This window comes from Propionibacterium sp. oral taxon 192 str. F0372 (genome assembly GCF_000413315.1).
GTDB lineage: Bacteria > Actinomycetota > Actinomycetes > Propionibacteriales > Propionibacteriaceae > Brooklawnia.
Window position 1 is genome coordinate 2223567 of the sequence record NZ_KE340297.1, and the last position, 17840, is coordinate 2241406.

At 60.1% G+C, this 17840-nt stretch carries 16 protein-coding genes and 1 pseudogene; 8 read left to right on the top strand and 9 right to left on the bottom strand.

Annotation, left to right across the window (positions count from 1 at the left end; translation table 11 throughout):
* Nucleotides 1-90: 90 nt before the first annotated feature.
* Entirely contained in the window at nt 91-1491 is a 1401-nt protein-coding gene (gene lpdA, locus HMPREF1531_RS10390; RefSeq protein ID WP_036897746.1) for a dihydrolipoyl dehydrogenase, read from the top strand.
* Between the two features lie 86 nt (nt 1492-1577).
* Here the strand turns inward: lpdA and HMPREF1531_RS10395 are convergent, their stop codons facing one another.
* Nucleotides 1578-2234: an IMPACT family protein gene (locus HMPREF1531_RS10395; RefSeq protein WP_016669912.1), complete on the bottom strand. Its 657-nt coding sequence runs from the start codon at nt 2232-2234 to the stop codon at nt 1578-1580.
* Complete coding sequence (gene yaaA, locus HMPREF1531_RS10400) at nt 2231-3004, bottom strand: peroxide stress protein YaaA (protein ID WP_016669913.1); 774 nt, start codon at nt 3002-3004, stop codon at nt 2231-2233. The genes HMPREF1531_RS10395 and yaaA overlap by 4 nt, the downstream gene beginning before the upstream one ends.
* A gap of 117 nt (nt 3005-3121) precedes the next feature.
* Between yaaA and HMPREF1531_RS10405 the strand changes: the two are divergent.
* From HMPREF1531_RS10405 to HMPREF1531_RS10415, 3 genes and pseudogenes are all read left to right on the top strand, one after another.
* Nucleotides 3122-4921: pseudogene (locus tag HMPREF1531_RS10405) on the top strand (ATP-binding cassette domain-containing protein).
* A gap of 113 nt (nt 4922-5034) precedes the next feature.
* Complete coding sequence (locus tag HMPREF1531_RS10410; RefSeq protein ID WP_156860250.1) at nt 5035-6003, top strand: AMP-binding enzyme; 969 nt, start codon at nt 5035-5037, stop codon at nt 6001-6003.
* Nucleotides 5996-7126, top strand: a complete 1131-nt coding sequence (locus tag HMPREF1531_RS10415) for a thiolase family protein (RefSeq protein WP_016669918.1) — start codon at nt 5996-5998, stop codon at nt 7124-7126. The genes HMPREF1531_RS10410 and HMPREF1531_RS10415 overlap by 8 nt, the downstream gene beginning before the upstream one ends.
* A 72-nt stretch (nt 7127-7198) precedes the next feature.
* Here the strand turns inward: HMPREF1531_RS10415 and HMPREF1531_RS10420 are convergent, their stop codons facing one another.
* The 3 genes from HMPREF1531_RS10420 to HMPREF1531_RS10430 all read right to left on the bottom strand — a co-directional run bounded on the left by HMPREF1531_RS10420 (nt 7199) and on the right by HMPREF1531_RS10430 (nt 10427).
* Nucleotides 7199-7519 carry a putative quinol monooxygenase gene (locus HMPREF1531_RS10420; RefSeq protein WP_016669919.1) on the bottom strand — a complete coding sequence of 107 codons (321 nt, stop codon included), beginning with the start codon at nt 7517-7519 and terminating at the stop codon, nt 7199-7201.
* A gap of 26 nt (nt 7520-7545) precedes the next feature.
* Nucleotides 7546-8799, bottom strand: a complete 1254-nt coding sequence (locus tag HMPREF1531_RS10425) for an MFS transporter (protein WP_016669920.1) — start codon at nt 8797-8799, stop codon at nt 7546-7548.
* A gap of 137 nt (nt 8800-8936) precedes the next feature.
* On the bottom strand, nt 8937-10427 hold the full coding sequence (locus tag HMPREF1531_RS10430; protein ID WP_016669921.1) for a DUF1846 domain-containing protein: 1491 nt from the start codon (nt 10425-10427) through the stop codon (nt 8937-8939).
* A gap of 66 nt (nt 10428-10493) precedes the next feature.
* On the opposite strand from HMPREF1531_RS10430, the gene tsaA reads away from it, so the two are divergent.
* Both tsaA and HMPREF1531_RS10440 read left to right on the top strand, forming a co-directional pair.
* Entirely contained in the window at nt 10494-11168 is a 675-nt protein-coding gene (gene tsaA / locus HMPREF1531_RS10435; protein WP_016669922.1) for a tRNA (N6-threonylcarbamoyladenosine(37)-N6)-methyltransferase TrmO, read from the top strand.
* Between the two features lie 51 nt (nt 11169-11219).
* Nucleotides 11220-11996 (top strand): PIG-L deacetylase family protein, encoded by a 777-nt coding sequence (locus HMPREF1531_RS10440; protein WP_036897749.1) that lies wholly within the window; start codon nt 11220-11222, stop codon nt 11994-11996.
* Between the two features lie 42 nt (nt 11997-12038).
* On the opposite strand, the gene HMPREF1531_RS10445 is transcribed toward HMPREF1531_RS10440, so the two are convergent.
* Nucleotides 12039-13181 (bottom strand): cytochrome P450, encoded by a 1143-nt coding sequence (locus HMPREF1531_RS10445; RefSeq protein WP_016669924.1) that lies wholly within the window; start codon nt 13179-13181, stop codon nt 12039-12041.
* A 51-nt stretch (nt 13182-13232) separates the two neighbouring features.
* Complete coding sequence (locus tag HMPREF1531_RS10450; protein ID WP_232210241.1) at nt 13233-14600, bottom strand: M20/M25/M40 family metallo-hydrolase; 1368 nt, start codon at nt 14598-14600, stop codon at nt 13233-13235.
* A gap of 102 nt (nt 14601-14702) precedes the next feature.
* Between HMPREF1531_RS10450 and HMPREF1531_RS10455 the strand changes: the two genes are divergently transcribed.
* Nucleotides 14703-15632, top strand: coding sequence for a proteasome assembly chaperone family protein (locus tag HMPREF1531_RS10455; protein ID WP_051123378.1), 930 nt, complete (start codon nt 14703-14705; stop codon nt 15630-15632).
* A gap of 215 nt (nt 15633-15847) precedes the next feature.
* On the opposite strand, the gene HMPREF1531_RS13970 is transcribed toward HMPREF1531_RS10455, so the two are convergent.
* Both HMPREF1531_RS13970 and HMPREF1531_RS13730 read right to left on the bottom strand, forming a co-directional pair.
* Nucleotides 15848-16015: a hypothetical protein gene (locus tag HMPREF1531_RS13970; protein WP_198011040.1), complete on the bottom strand. Its 168-nt coding sequence runs from the start codon at nt 16013-16015 to the stop codon at nt 15848-15850.
* Nucleotides 16016-16037: 22 nt separating this feature from the next.
* Entirely contained in the window at nt 16038-16250 is a 213-nt protein-coding gene (locus tag HMPREF1531_RS13730; protein ID WP_156860252.1) for a hypothetical protein, read from the bottom strand.
* Nucleotides 16251-16635: 385 nt separating this feature from the next.
* Here HMPREF1531_RS13730 and HMPREF1531_RS10460 point away from each other — a divergent pair, with 385 nt between their 5' ends.
* Nucleotides 16636-17838 (top strand): NAD-dependent epimerase/dehydratase family protein, encoded by a 1203-nt coding sequence (locus tag HMPREF1531_RS10460; protein ID WP_016669928.1) that lies wholly within the window; start codon nt 16636-16638, stop codon nt 17836-17838.
* The last annotated feature ends 2 nt before the right edge of the window (nt 17839-17840 follow it).

The following is a 17840-nucleotide window of genomic DNA, read 5'->3' on the forward strand; positions in this document are numbered from 1 at the left end:
ATGAGTTCACTTCCAAGACTCAGAGACACCCAGTTCAGGAGATTGCGTTCCGGTCCTTCAAACCGTCCCGATCGTCCTAGACTCGTTGGTATGAGCGCAGATTTCGACGTAGTTGTCCTTGGGGCTGGTCCCGGTGGTTATGTCGCCGCCATCCGAGCCGCCCAGCTTGGCCTGAAGACGGCAATCATCGAGAAGCAGTGGTGGGGAGGCGTGTGCCTGAACGTGGGATGCATTCCCACTAAGTCCCTGTTGCGCAACGCCGAGATCGCCCACATCGTGACCAAGGAGGCCGATCTGTTCGGCATCAATGGTGAGGTCACCTTGGATTACTCGAAGGCCTTCTCCCGATCTCGTGCGGTGTCCGACCGGATGGTCAAGGGCATTCACTTCCTGATGAAGAAGAACAAGATCACCGAGTTCAACGGCTGGGGCACCTTCGTAGATGCCCACACCTTGGATGTGACCACAGACGATGGTGGTACTCAGAAAGTATCCTTCGCTAACTGCATCATCGCCACCGGAGCCACCGCGAAGCTGCTGCCTGGAACACAGAAGTCGGCGAATGTGTACACCTACGAAGAGATGATCCTTGCCGAGCAGTTGCCGTCGTCGATCATTATCGGCGGCTCCGGAGCGATCGGCACCGAATTCGCCTATGTGCTGGTCAACTACGGGGTTGATGTGACCATCGTTGAGTATGCCGATCGCATGGTCCCGACCGAGGACCGGGAAATCTCAGCTGAGTTGCTCAAGGCCTACAAGAAGATCGGTATCAAGGTGCTGACCGCGACCGCGGTGAAGTCCGTCGAGGACACCGGCTCAGGGGTTCGGGTTACTGTGGAACCCGCAGCGGGCGGTGAACAGGAGGTACTTGAGGCCGACAAGATGCTCCAGGCTATGGGATTCGCTCCCAGAGTGGACGGCTACGGGTTGGAAAACACTGGTGTGGCGATCACCGAGCGCGGCGCGATCGACATTGACGACTTCTGCCGGACCAATGTCCCGGGCATCTACGCGATCGGTGACGTCACTGCGAAGATGATGCTCGCCCACACCGCCGAGGCCCAGGGCGTCGTCGCTGCCGAGACCATCGCAGGGGCCGAGACCATGCCGGTGAACTATGCGATGATCCCGCGAGCCACCTACTGCCAGCCACAGATCGGTACCTTCGGGTTGTCCGAGCAGCAGGCCAAGGATGCCGGGTTCAACGTCAAGGTCTCCAAGTTCCCCTTCGCAGCAAACGGCAAGGCTTGGGGTCTGGGCGATGGTATTGGTTTCGTCAAACTGATCGCCGATGCGACCCACAACGAGATTCTCGGTCTGACGATGATTGGCCCCGATGTCTCTGAGCTGTTGCCTGAGTACCAGTTGGCTCAACAATACGATCTCACCGCCGACGAGGTCGGTCGTGTGGTGCACGCCCATCCGTCGCTGTCTGAGGCATTGAAGGAGGTCGCCGAGGGCATTGGCGGCCACATGATTAACTTCTGATCGTCGATCCCTTCCTTCACCAGCCCCCGCACCAGATTCGATGCGGGGGTTGGCTCAAGGGACCTGAGATCAGCTGCCGGTGCTGTTCAGCCGACGTCAACCCAGGCTGATTCTCCCGGTTCGCCGTTTATTTGACCATTGGTGAGTTCTGCGATGAGGACGGCATGGGCATCCAACGCCGCCGCATCGTCATCGACCCAGGTGTGCAGCTTGGCTTGGGCGCCGTAGTCGATCCCGGATACGTGGATACTCTGAGCACGCAGTATGTTCTCGATGCGTCCCACTTGGTCGTAGGCGAGATTCAAGGTGACTTTGCGCATCATCCTCCGGGTTAGGTAGTCGCCCGCATCAAGAGTTTCGGTGGCTGCTTGTGAGTAGGCCTGTACCAGCCCGCCTGTGCCGAGTTTCACACCTCCGAAGTAGCGGACAACTCCTACCACGACATCGGACAGTTCGGTGTGCCCGGGCGAGGTTTGGCGGGCGGTGATTGCGGTGCGAATGGGGGCACCGGCCGTGCCACTAGGTTCACCGTCGTCGCTGAAGCGTTGGGTTCGACGGTGTGCCCCGAGCACGAAGGCATGGCACACATGCCGGGCTTCCCGGTTGGCGGCTCGCAGTTCGTCGAGAAAGCAGCGGGCTTGTTCCTCAGTCTCCACTCGTCGAGCGTGACCGATGAACCTGGATCGTTTGATCTCGATCTCGCAGGTGAAATGTTGGTCTGGAACCAGTACAACGTAACTCATGGACGGAAGAAGACCGGTATCTCGGGGGTCGATGCGTTCTTGTCATAGCTGTAGCCATCAATGGCGAAATCCTTCAGAGCATCAAGGTCATCAATGCGGTTGCGGATGATCCAGCCGGCCATCAGCCCACGGGCCCGTTTGGCATAGAGGCTGATGAGCTTGCGTTCTCCCGTGGCAGAGACGTCTTCGAAACGTGGGGAAACGACCGTTCTGAAACGAGCGAGATCGACTGCGGAGGAGTACTCGGTGGAGGCAAGGTTAACCACGCAACATTGCCCCGGTGACACTGCCAGATCCTGGGCCATCAGGTCGGTGATGAGATCACCCCAGAACTGGTGCAGATTCTTGCCTCGCCGGGTGGGCACCTTGATGTGCATCTCAAGCCGGTAAGGCTGGATGAGATCCAAGGGACGCAACAACCCGTAGAGCCCGGACAGGATCCGCAGCACCTGCTGTGCGCGGTCGTAGTCCTCGGTGGTGAAAGTGGCGGGGGCGTCCAGACCGCGGTAGACATCGCCGTTGAAGGTGCTGATGGCCGGCCGGGCAGTGTCCGGGGTGAACGGGGTCTGGAAGTTACGGTAGCGCTCAATGGTCAGCACCGCGGTTTTCTCGGAGACTCTCATCATCTCCCGGATCGAGGCCACCGACTGTTTCGACATCACCTTGATCAATTGCTCTGATTGATCGAGCAGTCGCGGAGTCGTATGAACAGTGGGCACGACGGGAGTGGTCACATCGAAGGTCTTGGCAGGGGAGAGCAACACGATCACTGTTCAACCGTACCGTTTCCGCACTGCTTACTGGCCTGACGAGGTCCGGGACGTTGATGCGCCACCAATCGTTTTCTCAGTGGCGTAGTGGTAGACATGGTTGGTTAGTCTTACGGCGTGAATGATTCGGCTGGTCGTGACCTCATCCGAGTGCGCGGTGCACGGGTGAACAATCTGCGCGGGGTTGATGTCGATATACCCAAACGCAGGCTGACGGTGTTCACTGGAGTGTCCGGGTCTGGTAAGTCGTCGCTGGTCTTCGACACGATCGCCGCGGAATCCCAGCGGATGATCAATGAGACCTATTCGGCCTTCCTGCAGGGCTACATGCCGACGATCGACCGCCCCGACGTGGATCGTCTCGAAGGCTTGACCCCAGCGATCGCACATCCGTGCCTTCGTGGAGCGAGTGGTTACCTTCCAGACTTGTCCTGAGTGCGATGGCACCAGGCTCGCTGAGGGCGCCCGTACTTCATTCATCGACGGGGTTTCAATCGCCGATGCTTGTCAGATGCAGATCACCGATTTGGTGAATTGGGTGCGCGGGCTGAGTCTTCCCCCCGCCAAGCTGCTGATTGATGGCTTGGCTGGGCTGCTGGAAGGATTCGTGGCCATCGGACTGGGATACCTGAACTTGGCACGGGCCTCGGGAACGCTGAGCGGCGGGGAAGCACAGCGCGTCAAGATGATCCGCCATCTCGGTTCGGCACTCACCGACGTCACCTATGTTTTCGACGAACCTTCTGCCGGGCTACATCCTCATGACATCGGTCGGTTGAACAATCTGCTGCTGGCCCTGCGGGACAAGGGGAACACGGTTCTCGTCGTGGAACACAAACCGGAAGTGGTGCGAATCGCCGATCATGTCGTTGATCTCGGTCCATCCGCGGGTTCCGGTGGCGGGCAGATCATCTACGAGGGCGATCCGAAAGGGTTGCGTGGTTCGGACACGCTCACCGGTAAGCATCTGTTTGAGCGAGTGTCGCTGCGCTCTGAAGTACGTCAGCCCACCGGGATAATTGAACTGCGTGGAGTGAGCGCCAACAACCTGCACGAGGTCGACGTGGACATCCCGTGCGGAGTACTAACAGTTGTCACCGGAGTTGCCGGTTCGGGCAAGTCAACCTTGATGGATGCCCTGCTTAACCACCACGATGACGTGATGCTGCTGGACCATGATCAGATCAAGGGATCGCGGCGCTCGACCCCGGCAACCTTCACGGGCCTTCTGGAGCCAGTGCGCAAGGCCTTCGCCAAGGTCAACGGTGTGAAACGGCCCTGTTCTCCGCGAATTCCGAAGGAGCATGCCCCGCCTGCAACGGGAACGGCATCATCTTCACACAACTTGGTTTCATGGACGCGGTGCAGTCGACGTGCGAGGCGTGCGGCGGGCTACGGTTCCGCCCCGAAGTGCTGGAGCACCAGCTTGGTGGACGCAACATTGCGCAGGTCCTCACGATGTCGGTGGCCGAGGGACTGGCGTTTTTCTCTGCCACCGAATCGAAGGTGGCAGCCGCAACCCGGATTCTGCAGCGGCTCGTTGATGTAGGTCTGGGATATCTGACCCTCGGACAACCATTGACCACCTTGTCAGGAGGGGAAAGGCAACGTTTGAAACTGGCCGACCGGATGGCCAGCGATGCATCGGTACTGGTGCTGGACGAGCCGACCAGCGGATTGCACATGGCCGATATCCATCACCTGCTTACCTTGTTGGACAAGCTGGTCGGCTCGGGCCATTCGGTGATCGTCGTGGAGCACCACCTAGCGGTGATTGCCTGTGCCGATTGGATCATCGACATGGGTCCCGGTGCCGGAACCGATGGGGGTCAGGTCGTGTTCACCGGTACCCCGGGTGACCTAATCACCGAACCCACCACGTTAACCGGTCAGCACTTGGCTCGTTACCTTTCCTGAGCCAGCGACGCGATTATCCGGAATACCGCCTGCGGAAGCGGGTGACCAGCAGGCCGCTAGGGTGTTTTGAGTCCGGTGTGCACTTTTTCCTCGGGATAGCCACAATCTATGATGTGCCCGAGATCGTTACGTCCTCACAACAGTTCTGGGCCGCTCATGCCCGCGGCGAGTTGATTGGGCTGTGCACTTCCGGGACCTCCACTGGTACAGGTCGGGTAATCGTGCGCACCACGTCGTCTTGGGTGGATTCCTTCGATCTATTGGCCTCGCAATGGAATCTGGGCTCAGGCCATCGCTGGTGGATACCAGGCCCGATGACGTCGACGATGAATCTGTTTGCCGCGGTGATGGCCGAGTATCTGGGTAGCGAGTGGGGTCAGGGGCCCGGTGGGGCGACTATTGGCCAGTTCACTCCGGCGACGCTGCATAGATTCCTCGACCGCAATCCGGGAACGCTGAGCCATGCGATCGTTGCCGGAGCAGGGCTGGATGCCGGGCTGCGTGATCGTGCCCGGGAGGCTGGTCTACAGGTGCACCACTACTACGGGGCCGCGGAGCTCTCGCTAGTCGCGGTAGGCTCGGCGAGTGATGATCTCGTGGCGTTTGATGAGGTCGAGATGGAGGTGCGTGACGGGGTGCTGTGGGTGAGATCCCCATGGTTGAGCTGCGGTTACATGGAACCCAATGAGGATGCGTCGATGATGTGCGACGAGATGGGTTTCATGACCGTGGGGGACAGGGGCCGGATGGAGGATGGCCGCTTGATCATTGAGGGACGACCCGGTGCGGTGACGACAGCTGGGCAGACGGTCAGCTTGGCCCCCCTGGAGAATCGTCTGCGGGCCCAGGCCATCGGTGAGGTTATTCTTGTCGGGGCGCCCAATCCCTTGGTGGGTGAGGTGTTGACTGCAGTGGTCAGCGATGGCAGGGATCTGCCGCGGCTGCGGTCTTGGGCGCGGGAGAACCTATCCGGTGCCGACCGTCCACGTCGATGGATCCACTTATCGACTTTTCCGCTTACCGCATCCGGGAAGATTGATCTCAAGGCGATCAAGATGGCGGTGAGGAAGAGCCATGACTGACAATCCGGTGATCGTCGCGGTTCGACGGACCCCGATCGGCACGACGGGTGGTGTGTTCCGAAACCTCGGCGTGGCGGATCTAGCCGCGCCGGTTCTGCGGGTATTGGCTGAGGCGGTGTCGGATGTTGTGGTCGGTGAGATTGTGCTCGGCAATATCCGCGGCCCCGGCGGAAACCCAGCTCGACTCGCTGGTCTGGCTGCCGGGGTCGGTGTTGAGGTGCCCGCTGTGAGTGTTGATCGACAGTGTGGTTCGGGCATGGCAGCGCTGGAATACGCTTTCCATAAATGTCGCAGTGTGCCCGGACTGGTGTTGGCCGGGGGAGTTCAGGCTGCCTCCACCCAGCCGGTCACTATCTGGCCTGAGGGTCACCCGCGTGCGGGGGAATCTTTCACTAAGGCGCCGTTTGCGCCGACAGGATTCGAGGATCCAGAGTTGGGTATTGCGGCTGATGTGCTCGCCGAGCGCTGCGGGATCACCCGGGAACGTCAAGATCGCTACGCGATTCGTTCGCACCTCAGGGCTGTTACTGCGCAGCGTGCTGGTGTTTTCGACGAGGAGATCGTCGAGGTCGCGGGACAGAGCCGTGACCAGCGACCGCGGGAGGGCTTCACTATTGAGCGGCTCGCCAGGTTCCGTCCGGTTTTTCGTGCGGGCGGGACGGTGACCGCAGCGAATTCCTGTGGGGTGAACGATGGTGCGGCAGCTGTCGCTATGGTCGACCATGCCACCTGGAGGTCTCTCGGGATCCCGGGTGCAGAGGTGCTGTCATTATGCTCGGTGGGCTGTGTCCCGGCATGGCCCGGCTGGGGAATTGTCCCTGCGGTGGAGCGTGCCCTGGAATTGGCGGGCATCGACATTGGTCAAGTCGATGTTGTCGAGTTCAATGAGGCTTTCGCCGCGCAGGTATTGGCCTGCGCCGATGGGCTTGGCATCGACGAAACCCGGATCTGCATTGAGGGCGGAGCGATTGCTCTAGGGCATCCATGGGCAGCATCGGGGGCCGTCATCGCCACGAGACTGTTCTCCCAGATCATGCGACGTGGCTCCGGTATTGGCCTAGGCGCCATCGCGATCGGTGGCGGGCAAGGGACCGCGATGGTCGTGCGCCACCTCGATCATTAGTCCGATAATGGACATTATGTCATAATATCGGGCTGAGAACATGCCTAGCATCCCTTTCCGTCATGTCCGGCCTCAGTCGATCTGCAACTCCCCCATTAGATCCCAGTCATCGCCCTCAATGCTGCGGGAGATGATCCGCGGGGTCTCGGCGAGCAGTGGGCGCATAGTCTCCAGCCCTTTAGCGAAATGTGGTGCCTCCACATGCGGTTTGGCGCCTTCGGGGGTGAATCCCTCAACCAGCACGTACTGGTTTGGATCCTCAACGCTGCGGCTCCACTCGAACCACTTGTTGCCCGGTTCGGCGCGAACCGCCTGGGTAAACTCGGCGACCCGCTCCATCCATGAATCGGCATACTCTGGCTTGACCTGATACTTGACGACGATGAAAATCATGTCCCTTATCCTCGCACAAACGACCATCACACCGGTATGAGGTCGCTCATCTCGCGCTTTACCTTGCGGTTGAGCACCAAAACCATGGTCCACGAGATGGCCCAGCCGAGCGCTTGGGTACTCATCGCGATCCGCCACCCGGCGAAGGTGGCGCCGAGTATCTGGGTGAGCACACCGATGATGGCGACCAGCATCATGGCCATCATGAACCCGCCCATAACCACCATGCCAGAGCCCTTCCCGGTGTCCTGCACTGGCACATAGGTGCGGTTGATGTCGAAGGAGATGTTCGAGGCTGGGAAGGCCGAACCCATGATGATCATCAGCAGGGTCAGCAACCACAAGGGAGCCTGTCCTGGCAGCGCCAGGATTACCAGCCACACCGCGGCCAAACCCATCGAGAATCCGAGGGCCAGGTGCACTCGTTTGGTGGGCATCCTGTGCGACAGCAAGCCCATCAGCGGGGCCCACAAAACGGCGGAGAAGACATAAACCAGAAACAGGTTCCCTGCGATGTCTTTGCTCAGCCCCTGTCCTTGCTGCAAGTAGGAGTATCCCCACATCACGGTGAAGACCAGTGGCACGAAGGCGGTGGCCATGTGCATGAAATAACCAAGTTGGGCTCCGGGATTATGCAGTACATCGCTGAAGCCTGAACCGCTACCCCGTCTCTTGGGCGCTCTCCGAAGGCTGCGGATTCCCGGTGCATCCCAGACCAGGAGAAGGTCGAGAACGACCACCACCGCGCAGGTAGTAGCGATGATGATGTGGGCAGTACTCCAGCCGAAGCCTTCCAGAAGCCGGATGAGGGGTACTGCCGAGGCCCACTGCCCGGCCTGCCCCAACACATAGGTCACTTGTGTAAGCACTGGTGCACGCCGGGCCGGGAACCACTCGGGGATCCCGCGGATGGCCGACATCCAGATGAGTGAATCCCCCATTCCGATGACGGCTCGCTCGGCGATGCCCAGCACCAGGTTGTCGGTGACTGCGAGTCCCAGCTGTCCGATCAGGATGATCGAGAATCCGATCGCCAGGGAAGTCCGTCCACCCATCCGGTCCAGAGCGGCACCGGCGGGCATCTGCATCAATGCGTAGACGACCATTTGCACGACGATAAAGATCGACAACAGCCCAGAGCCGATGCCGAAACGTTCTGCAGCGTGGGTACCCAGGGCTCCGAAGGAGGTGCGAGAGAACAGGGTGACCGCGAAGGCAAGGGCTCCGATCCCCCAGATGATCCATGGACGAATTAGGCTAGTGGTCGCGGTCTCGGGCATGAGGTCCTCGCAGGGTCTCGGCAGGAAGGCCCGATCAGGCTACACGCTACACCTGTCGCCAGTCCGGATGACCTTCCAATATCAGTACCTATATCCCAGTACCTGCGATGGATTATCGCCGTGAGTCAACGGTCCGCTCAGCGCTTGCGGTACAGAGATTTGGTGGCGAAGACCGGTTCAGAGGTCACCTGGATCCCCAGGTTACGGAAAATGCCCTCGTCAACCGATCCAAGGATCGTCGTGGTATGCACATCGCAGCCCTTGAGTTTGGCCAACTGGTCAAGTGCCTTGCGGGCATTCTCGTCATGGTTCGCCGATACTGACAAGGCGATGAGCACCTCGTCAGTGTGCAGCCGGGGGTTTTTTGAGCCCAAGTGCTCGGTTTTCAACCGCTGGATCGGCTCAATGGACTCGGTGGCGAGCAGCTTCACGTTGTCATCGATTCCGGCTAAGGCCTTCAACGAGTCGAGCAGCATCGCCGAGCAGGCACCCAGCAACGGCGAGGTCTTGCCGGTGATGATTTCCCCGTTGGGAAGCTGGATCGCAGCGGCGGGGGCCCTGGTCTTCTTAGCCACCTCAAGGGCCGGAGCCACCACGGCACGATCGGTGCATTCCAGACCCATCGAACCCATGATCAGGGCGATGCGTTCGGACTGGATGGGTTCGGCCTCGGTTCGTTGCTCCTCCACCAAAGCCTTATAGTATCGGCGGATGATTTCCTGCCGTGATGCCTCCCGGCACGCTTCGTCGTCGCTGATCGACAACCCAGCCATGTTGACGCCCATGTCGGTTGGTGATTTGTACGGGGACGAACCGAGGATCTGCTCGAAGAGTTTGTTCAGCACCGGGAAGATCTCCACATCCCGGTTGTAGTTGACCACCTGTTCCCCGTAGGCCGCCAAGTGGAAGGGGTCGATCATGTTGACGTCGTCCAGATCGGCGGTGGCTGCCTCGTAAGCCAGGTTCACTGGATGATCGAGTGGAAGATTCCAGATTGGGAAGGTCTCAAATTTTGCATAACCTGAGGTCAATCCGCGCTTATGGTCGTGGTACAACTGGGAAAGACAGGTGGCCATCTTACCCGATCCGGGTCCGGGGGCGGTGACGATCACCAGATCGCGCGAGGTTTCCACGTATTCATTGCGACCGTATCCCTCATCGGAGACGATGATCGGGACATTTGAGGGGTAGCCCTTGATCATGTAGTGGCGGAAGACCTTGAGACCCAGGCGCTCCAAGCGACGCCTAAAGGCCCGGGCCGCCTTGTTGTCCTCGGTTATCTGGGAGATGACCACAGAGCTGGCCATCAGGCCGTAGTTGCGGAAGGCGTCGACCAGCCGCAGGACATCCTCCTCGTAGGTGATTCCCAGATCGGCACGTACCTTGTTGTTCGTCAGGTCCTTGGCAGAAATGACGATGACGATCTCGGCTTCGTCCTTGAGCCCTTCGAGCATGGTGATCTTGTTATCCGGAGTGAAACCGGGCAGCACACGGGATGCATGCATGTCATCGAAGAGTTTGCCGCCGAACTCCAAATAGAGCTTGCCCCCGAATTGTGCCCGTCGCTCCCGGATGTGTTCGCTCTGCAAGGTGATGTACTTGGCGCGATCGAATCCGATGGTGGACATGGCCCTCCTATGGTGTCTTTTCGCCCCCGAAGCCTACCCCGGCCTGTGTTCGGTAGCGTGCACCGCATGCACATGGAACCGATCGCCCATATAGCGACACCGTTCGCCACCAAGTTCGGCGTACCTCGTCAGGCGGGTCTTGCTCCCAGTACTCCCGGTCGGGTGGTTCTCGCCCACGGATTCCGCGACCCGGACATTGTGCGTGGCTTGGAGGGATTTAGCCACATCTGGTTGATCTGGTATTTCTCGGCCAACTCTCATGGTTCCTGGCACCCGACGGTACGGCCTCCGCGCCTTGGTGGTAACCAGCGTCTCGGGGTGTTCGCTACCCGGTCCCCCTTCCGGCCCAATCCGATCGGTTTGTCTTGCGTGCGGTTGCTCTCGGTAGATATTGATCCCGATCTGGGTCCGGTGCTCGATGTCAGTGGCGCCGATCTGGTCGACGGTACCCCGATCCTGGACATTAAGCCCTATGTGGCCCCCGACGTGCATCCCGAGGCGAATTTCGGTTTTACCGATGAACATCAGCCTCGGCAGTTGGCGGTGGTGGTTCCCGATGAGTTAGCTGCTGTGGTGGGCCCTGAGTTGTTGCCCGCTTTGGTGCAGGTGCTGGGTCTTGATCCACGACCTGCCTACCAGCATGATCCGGAGCGCAGCTATGGGGTCGTATTCGCCGGAATGGACGTCCGCTTCCGGGTGAACGATGCAACACTCACCGTCACCGAGGTCCTGTTGCCGTGATGGAGACAACACACATTCGGAACTACTTGTTTGATCTGAAAAAATAGTCCCGTGTCGACCATCATCTTCTTCCATGCCCATCCCGACGACGAGGCATCCTCGACCTCAGGAACCATGATGAAAGCCGTAGCTGCTGGTCATCGGGTGGTTGTGGTCTACGCCACCGACGGTGCCCACGGCAATGTGCCGACTGATCTGGGTGAGATCGAGACCGTCGAGCAGCGTCGTCAGACCGAGGCGCTGGCCGCGGCCGAGGTGGTGGGCACCACTCGGGTGGTTTTCCTGGGTTTTCGTGATTCCGGGATGACCGGCTGGTCGCAGAACGAGGATCCGGACTCCTTCCATCTGGCCGAAGTGGACGAGGCGGCTCGCCGACTGGCCGTGCTCCTCGACGATGAGCAGGCCGATGTACTCGTTGGCTACGACTGGCATGGTTCCTACGGACACCCCGACCACGTCAAGGTGCATGCCGTCACCTACCGGGCCGCAGAGCTGGCCCGGCGCACTCCGCGGGTGCTGGAGTCGACGCACAACACCGACGCCATCGCATCAGATTTGATCAATGAGTTGATGGATGTGCCCGAGGGCGAGCAGTGGCTGGGCGACGACGGGCTGCCGGTCGGCACGCCGGAAGCAGAGATCACCTGGCAGGTGGATGTGCGTGACCTCACCGACCGCAAGCGTCAGGCGTTGCGGGCCCACGCATCACAGAACGACGCATCCATGCTGGCCTCCCTGCCGTCCCCGGCATTTGAGGCCCTGCTGGGTTTCGAGTACTACATTGAGCGTGGCGTCGACGGGCCGATGCGCTGTGCCTGGCCCTTCTGAGGCTGAGGCTGCGCATCGACAAAAATTGAGCATGACGACAGCTCAGCCCAGCACCACCCATACCTGGCGGTATCCGCCGACCGGTGAGATCTCCCGTTCCCCAGTCATCTTTGGGGCAATGGACAGTGTGGATCTGTCATTCATCAGGGCTTTCACGACGGCCCTCAGCTCCATGGTGGACAGCAGCCGTCCCGGGCAAGCGTGACGACCGATGCCGTAGACCAGATTGTGCGGGCGGTTCTTCTCGGGATCGAAAGCAGCCGGATCACCGAAACGCTGTTCGTCCCGGTTCGCCGAGGTCCAGTTGAGTCGCACGATCTCCCCGGTCCCAATCTCGATGCCGTCGAGGTTCACCGGGCAGGTGGTTCGTCTGCGGTTGGTGACGAACGGATCGTCGATGCGCAAGATTTCATCAATGATGGCGTCGATCTCCTCGTCGCTCGCATCTTTGGAGCGCAGGCGCTCTTGGATGTGCGGGGCACGGGCCAGGAAATCGACGACGCACCCCACGCACAACGCCATTGAACTGAGATCTCCCCCGGTCCAGTTGCGCAGGATTGACACGAGCTCAGTCTCGCTAAGTTCCCTACCCAGGCTGCGATCGGCGACGAGTTGTGCGGTGACATCGTTGTGGCCGGAGCCGGTCATCCTGGGCTCCAGTACCTCACGGATCATCGCATCAAAGTCGGCGGCCACCTGAGCCGTGCGTTTCCGGTCGCCGGAACGGGTGGCGTCGTTGTTCTCCTGCACCCAGTCGAGCAGGCGTGGCTCCATTTCCTGTGGCCAACCCAGCCACGCGGTCATTGCCCGCACTGCGAAATGCGCTCCTAGCTCATTCACCGCATCAAAAGGTTCGCCCTTCGGCAGTGAGGCCACCATGTCGTGGGCGATCTTCTCGAAGGACGCTGCATGCGGTGCTAGGGCATCCGCGGACAGGTAGGCGTCGATCAACGCACGGGCGGCAGTGTGCTTCTCCCCATCAAGACCGTTGGGAATCTGCTGGTGGGCGGACACCGCGCTGGAGAAGGTGATGTCATCGGTTGCTGCTGCGACTACGTCTCGGTGGCGCAGAAGTATCCACTCCCCCTTGGAATTGCGGACCACAGCGTTGTCGGGGCGCAGAGCGTCGGTAAGTGCTCTCTCATCGGCGCCACTGAAATCGATGATTGGAAGAGTGTCGGTCATCGTGTCTCCTTCATGGTTTCTCCTTGAATTCCCGTGGCCGCGGTTGTGGGCTCAGCAGATCGACAGCAACCGGTGCAGTACTCGAGTACCGAACTCCACTGCGGTGACCGGCACCCGTTCGTCGATGCCGTGGAAGAGCTCGGCGAAGGCGAGGTCTGGGGGCAGCTGTAATGGGGCGAATCCGTAGCCGGCGATTCCGAGCCGAGCCAGGTGTTTGTTGTCGGTGGAGGCTGACAGGCAGTACGGCAATAGTTCGGCGCCCGGGTCCTCGGCTGCGATGGCCTCGGCCATCGCAGCCACCAGCGGAACTTGTCGGGGTGAGTCGAGGGGATCGACTTGCTGGTCCACGATCACCTCGACGTGTTCTCCGGCCAGTTCCCGCACAGTGCGCATCATCGCATCCCGGTGCCCAGGCAGGAATCGGCAGTCGATGTGGGCCATAGCTTCGGCGGGCACCACATTGTTCTTGAATCCAGCATCAAGTCTTGTCAGGTTGACGGTGTCGCGAAGTGAACCCTCGACGAAGCTCCGAGCGCCGGGCATCATATCGAGCACGGTGGGCAGGTCGGTGTGGGCATCGATTCCGGTGATCCGATGGATGCCGCTGAACAAGGCATCCACGCTGGCGACGAATTCCCGGTCCCATTCGTGATCGTTGATCCGGGTGATCGCCTCGGCCAGCCGCACGATCGCATTGGCGTTGTTGGGCAGGGAACCGTGCCCGGGACGTCCCGTGGCCCGCAGTCGGGCCCAGGCGAAACCACGTTCGGCGGTTTGCAGTAAGTAAGCACGTCGGCTGCCGTTTCCGTCCCGGGTGGGCAGGGTAATCGAGTAGCCACCGACTTCGGAGATCGCCTCGGTGCATCCGGCAAACAGTTCCGGATGGTTCTCCACGCACCACGCTGCTCCCCAGGTGCCACCCTGTTCCTCGTCGGCGAAGAAGGCGAAGACAATGTCGCGGGGTGGGACGATCTTCTCCCGGGCGATGTGCAGCAGATTGGCCAGGATCATGGCGTCCATGGATTTCATGTCCACCGCTCCCCTGCCCCAGATCTGTCCGTCGTGGATCTCACCACTGAATGGGTCATGGGTCCATTCCTGGGCGACAGCCGGAACGACGTCCAAGTGGCCGTGCAGTACCAGGCCATCACGCTGGTGGTCCGCTCCGGAAATGCGTACGATGACCGAGACCCTGCCGGGGTCCGGTTCGAAGACCTGAGGCTCGAGGCCCACCCCGCGCAGCAGATCAATGACGTAACCGGCGGCCTGGGTGTCCTGGCCAGGGTGGTCGTGTCCGTGGTTCGAGGTGTCGAAGCGGATCAACTCTCGGGTAATCCGGACAGCTTCGGCTGCGATCGATTCGACATCCACAACGCTCCTCATTCCTGTTGGCAGCCTGGCGCGGGTGGGTCGGTTCATCTCGATCCTGCTACTCACCAGTCGAGATATCGAACCGGATCGCCCACACACGGAATAATAGACAACGGATCCCCGTTGAGCGGGTGAAACCATCCGGAGGTGATGACAGTGTTCGATTCCGACTCCCTTTTCAAACCGACGCAGTACCCGGGCAACAGTGACGAGGACCCACAGGACGAGAAACCAACCTTGGTGATCACCATGGCCGGATACGGTGATGCCGGTCAAGCGCAACAGCTGATCAACAAGCGGCTGCTGGAGGGTTTCACCAATCACCGGATCGGCAGTTTCGACGTCGATCAACTGGTCGACTACGCGGGCAGCCGTCCCCCGGTGATCTTCGACCACGACCATTTCCGCCAGTACGAGCCGCCGGAGATGACCTTGCACGAAGTACGGGATTCCGACGGACGACGCTTCGTCCTGTTGAGCGGGCCAGAGCCGGCGTACCAGTGGGAGCGCCTGGCGCGGACCATCGACAAGGTGATGAACGATCTGGGCGCCAACCGGGCCGTGTTCTTGCAATCAATGCCTGCCCCGGCGCCGCACACCCGCCCGGTTTTCGTTTCTGGCTATGCATCTGACCCGAGCCTGTTGACCGAGGTGGACGGTATTCCCGGAGCGTTCAAGATGGGTTCCACCTTCACAGCCATGCTATCGATCCGGCTCACCGAGCGCGGTAAGGATGTCATCGGACTGGTTGCGCATGTGCCGCATTACCTGTCGGAGAGCCCCTACCCGCAGGCGGCAATGGCCTTGTTGGAGAAGATCCGCCCGGTGAGCGGCTTGAATCTTCCCGCAGGGGATGCGTTGATGCAGCAGTCCCGGCAGATCCATGAGTTGACCGAGGCCCAGGTGCGCGATTCCGAGGACGTCAAAGCCGTAGTCACCCAGCTGGAACAACAGTACGACCACTGGATGTCGGAGCGGGCCATCAATCCGCGACCCGCGATCCCCAGTCCCGAAGAGATTGGTGCCGAAGTCGAGGAGTTTCTCAAAGGACTCGACCGTGATGATCCGGGCAACCCCTGATGACTACCCGCCAGTGTGACCGCTGGGGTCCATACATGGGTAATCCGGTCACGTTGTTCATTGATACGCGGACCCAGCCCAATTGGAAACTTCGTTGGCCTCAGATACGCGCCAATCACAGACTCTGGTAGTCGGCAATGTCGAGGCCTTACGGGCAAAGATCGTAGTGGTAGCCGCTCAACAGCTCGGCGGTCTATCGGCTCGTCTAGGCCATGTCAAAGACCTGTCCGTGGTGCCTGCTGGTGCCCAGATAAGCGATGGAATCCTCGGGCGACGATCGCCTCTGCCTTGAAGGCCACAGCCGGGGCCGCGTTCCACACACAGACTCGCAGGATCTCGGTGAGGCAGTGCACATCAGGTTGATTCTGACAGTTGGTTCTCATCTGCTTCCAAATGAAGGCGACGTCATCCCAACCGAAGCACCTCGACTTCCTCGTTGGTCAACCAGCACAGCAGGTCGACAGATTCGATGAGTACGTCGGAATTTGACCAGTCTAAATCCCAATGGGAGTCGTTGAAGATCATCCACACCAAGCCTGAGCCGGATCGTTTTTTAGGGGCAAAATCTGGGAAGATCTCCCAGGCTCTGTTACTAATGATGTGGCGTGGTGTGTTCATCGAACGTCCAGACGTAGTCATGGTATTTCTACTCCCCCGCCCCGGTCTCACCGACCAGTCCTGTCCTGCAGCTGCGTGGTTCGGCACAAGATCCATCTCCTTGTGGCGCGTAGCGACCCAGCGCAACTCCAGTGTTTCTTCTGGGATCATCGGTTGCTCTCCTTACGCATCGCACCATCCGGTCCGGGCACATCGCCAAGCCACCGGTGACAGGCTATCGTCACGCACACAACGATCCGACTGTGGTCACGGTCCGAGCCCGAAGCAGACGGATTCGGCCTCCACGTCTGGTGGGTGAGCCTGTCCATGATGGTTACACCTGGTTTTCCCGCTACGCTGGCCCTGCGTCCATCGCCGGGCGCAGCAACGTGACATGGAGATGTTGATGAAGGTTCTGGTTCTCGGTGGCGACGGTTTCTGCGGCTGGCCGGCGTCGCTGCACTTGTCGGATCGGGGCGATGCGGTGACGATCGTCGACAATTTCTCGCGTCGACGCATTGACGAGGAACTGGGAGCGCAGTCGTTGACCCCGATCCGTTCCATGGTCGAACGTCGTGCTGCCTGGAAGGAGCTCTCCGGCAAGCAAATTGATGTCGTCGAACTTGACGTCGCTCAAGACTACCAAGGGCTGAAGGAACTGCTCGACGAGGTACGCCCCGATGCCATCGTCCACTACGCCGAACAGCGAGCCGCTCCCTATTCGATGAAATCGGCGAAGCACAAGCGTTACACCATCGACAACAACGTTAACGCCACTCATAACGTACTGTGTGCCATCGTGGACTCAGGCCAGGACATCCACTTAGTGCATCTTGGCACCATGGGGGTCTATGGTTATGGAACAGCCGGAATGGCGATCCCCGAGGGTTATCTTGAAGTGCGGATCCCTGTTACCACCGATGCGGTGGTCGAGACCGAGATCCTCTACCCCACCAATCCGGGGTCGATTTACCACATGACCAAAGTTTTGGATCAGTCAATGTTCGCTTATTATGCCAAAAACGACGAACTGCGCATCACTGACCTGCACCAGGGAATCGTTTGGGGCACTAATACGATCCAGACCAATCTCGACGAGCGGCTGATCAACCGCTTCGACTATGACGGTGACTACGGCACGGTGCTCAACCGCTTTCTGATGCAAGCCGCAGTGGGATACCCGCTGACCGTGCATGGTACCGGCGGACAGACCCGGGCCTTCATACACATCCAGGACATGGTGCGTTGCGTGGCGATTGCTCTGGACAACCCGCCGCAGGTCGGGGAACGGGTGAAGATCTTCAACCAGATGACCGAGACTCACCGGGTGCGGGATCTGGCGAATCTGGTGGCCTCAATCACCGGGGCGAGCGTCGAAATGGTTCCCGATCCGCGTAAGGAAGCCCAGGAGAACGAACTGCTTGTGAACAACGACAACTTCCTGGGTTTGGGCTTGGAACCGATCACCCTCAATGAGGGGCTGCTCCGGGAAATCAACGAGACCGCGGCCAAATACGCCGACCGGGCTGATCACTCCCGGATTCCAGCACGTTCGGTGTGGACGGCTGCCCAACAGGCGGGGGTTCCGGCATCGGTGGAGGACCATTGATA